Here is a 2,525-nt window from a genome sequence, read left to right on the forward strand (position 1 = left end):
GCCGGTAGCGCTCGATGACGGACCTGTTCGACGTGGCCGGCCTGCCGCTGCCCCCGATCCCGACAAAGCCCCCGAAGAAGGCGAAGAAGCCGTCACCGGCCGCGCTCGCCGCTTCGGGTCGCCTGGGAGGCGCCCGCCGCTCCCCGGCCCCTGTGCGGGATCGCGTGGGGCCGACCCGGGACCTGCTGCTCGGCGCCGTGTTGGCCTTCCCCCTCCACGTCAACGGACGCCTCGTCGCCGAGGTCACGGAGCGCTTGCCGCACGGATACGCGGCGGACCTCAACAAGGCCTGCGCCCGGGAGACGGCAGAGCTTCATAGGAAGCTGATCAGCCAAGGTATTCCCAAGCAATCCGCTTGGTTATGTGCCCGCACACTACTTCACCATGCCGTTATCAAGCGGATTGATGACGCACACAAAGAGGCAGGAGTTCTATGAAAGCAGCCCTTTTACAGGGCGCAGTTGTTCGATCTGAAAACGGAACGACCCCGCAGTGGCAACTGCAGGGCCGTCAATTTTCACGCGTAGAACAGCACGCCCCGGGTCCCCACCCAAGCCGAACTGCTAACACGAAACCTGTAGCACCAGCAAAGGTTGCCGAACAGGCCCCATCACGGGGAACGGCTCCGCGTGGCCCGGCCCTCATCGTCGCGAGGAAGCGCCGGGCCGAGATCACGGCCATCCTCCGCGACGTGTGTGGTGGTCCCTGCATCACGGACGACGCGACGGTCTGGTTGGACGAAGTGCTGGTGCATGTGCATCTCGCGACCTCCCCTGAGACCTTCGCCTTCGTCCTGGCGGAATGGGCTCGGCTCAACACGCCGCGCCTGACCCCGGCCGACATCGAGGACGCATGTCGGCGCGTTCTTCCGGCGCCGCCGCGCTACTCGTCGGCCGACATCGGCGCGCGGCTCGGGCTCACCGTTGAGCGCTACACCCGCCTTGGCCTGACGCACGTGCTGCCTGCCGGCTGGACCAAGCGCCGCCACACCGCACACGTCCGCAAGCGCAAGGCCGCAGCGCTTAAGGCGAAGCGCCACGCTGCCGGCCTCACCAAGACCCCGAGGGAAATGTCTATCGCCCGGCTCGTCCCTTGGGTCGGTCTCGGCATGTCCGAATGGACGTTCAAACGCCTCCCCCCGGAAGAACGGGCGGTTCATGTGAAGCGTGCTCGGGAGGCCCATCATGCGGCACGCTGACGAGACGGATGCCCCGGAAATGTCGCCGATACTCTTTCTGTCTCTCGGTACATTTTCAATGCAAGCACCTTCGCCCTGGCTTGACGGGGTCGGCGCTCAGCCGACGATCCCCGGCATCTCGTCGGGAAGGGACACGGGTAGCGCGCGGCAAACCACGGACGTTCTCTCGGCTGGACGTTCGGCGGTGCTTCCTGCCGCGCTGGGTGCTCATATAGACACCCTTGTATCTCACTTCCGCGTGCATGCGAGGCGGGATCGCTCGCCCGCTCTCGGTCCCTGGGGGGACACGCGAGCGACCGACCCCTCACGGTGGCGCCTGCTCCCCTCGCCTCGTCCTGCCCTCGATGCCCGCACCACCGTCCAAAGAGGCCGCGAGATTGGCGTCGAGATCACGGAGAGGTGTGCGTCTACATCTACGACGACACCCCCGTCCTGCATTTCTCCGTCGCCCTGCCCTCTCCGGCCGCGCTCTGAGATGGGCTGGCGCGGGCGTGGACGGGCGCGGGCGGCTGTTGGCTCCCTCGGGCCGGACTGCGGGGTCGTGCCCGTCCACGGGCCGCTGGATCGATCAAGGGACCGTACGAGCCTGCGACGAAGCCGCGGTGCATGCGCAGCCCGGCATTTGCGCGTTTTTGGGTCCCTCGAAATGCTAATTTCGTTTCACACGCCCGCCGCCAGCCAGCCTCTCTTCGGGAGGGCCGCATGATGGTGGCCCCTCGTTTCGACCGAAAAGCGTTGATCGACCGCATTCATGCAACCCAAGTCCAAATGGATGCCGTTGGAGCCGAGCACCGCCGTCTCGTTCGCCAGCTCGCCCGCCTCCCTGACGATGCTCCCGACACCGCCGTAGCGGCCCCTCGCAGGGGCGTAGAGATCGGTATTGCAGCTAGGCGCGTCGGAAGGTCCGTCGACACACTGATCCGGCGCGGAAAGCCGCTTGGCTGGGCCTGGAAGGTTGGGGGACGCTGGGAAGTAGACCTTGCCGCCGTTGATGCCTGGAAGGCAGGCCTGGCGGCGCAGCCGTAAGGATAGAGGGGCCTTCCGGAAAATCGGAAGGCCCCTCTCCGTCGCGCGTGCGCGACATAATGGTTTTTGCGGTTTCTGCCCTAGGACGGTGAGCCGGCCGGCGGTGCATTTTGTCGTCATGACGAAGCCGCCCTCCTCCCTCTCCCACGCTGATCTGGCCGCTGCTGGGCGATTAAACGTCAGGGTTCCGACGAACCTCGGCCTCGCCGTTCGCCTCGCCGCTGAGGCTCGGAAGGTGCCGGTGGCCGACTTCGTCGCCGACGCCCTCCTCGACCGCCTCGACCGCGACGCGGCCCCCGCC

At 66.7% G+C, this 2,525-nt stretch carries 3 protein-coding genes; all 3 read left to right on the forward strand.

What is annotated here, in order from left to right; translation table 11 throughout:
• Positions 1–14: 14 nt before the first annotated feature.
• Positions 15–437 carry a hypothetical protein gene (locus FV220_RS24775; protein WP_147833561.1) on the forward strand — a complete coding sequence of 141 codons (423 nt, stop codon included), beginning with the start codon at positions 15–17 and terminating at the stop codon, positions 435–437.
• A 296-nt stretch (positions 438–733) separates the two neighbouring features.
• Complete coding sequence (locus FV220_RS24780) at positions 734–1,198, forward strand: hypothetical protein (protein WP_147833562.1); 465 nt, start codon at positions 734–736, stop codon at positions 1,196–1,198.
• Between the two features lie 1,144 nt (positions 1,199–2,342).
• Positions 2,343–2,525: hypothetical protein (locus tag FV220_RS25900; RefSeq protein ID WP_210245977.1), on the forward strand; the 183-nt coding region annotated here is incomplete at its 3' end.

The sequence above is a fragment of the Methylobacterium sp. WL19 genome (assembly GCF_008040005.1).
In the GTDB taxonomy this organism is placed as follows: Bacteria; Pseudomonadota; Alphaproteobacteria; order Rhizobiales; family Beijerinckiaceae; genus Methylobacterium; species Methylobacterium bullatum.

Coding starts and splice junctions, on each gene's coding strand:
- FV220_RS24775 (WP_147833561.1), top strand. CDS start 15: ATGACGGACCTGTTCGACGTGGCCGGCCTGCCGCTGCCCCCGATCCCG.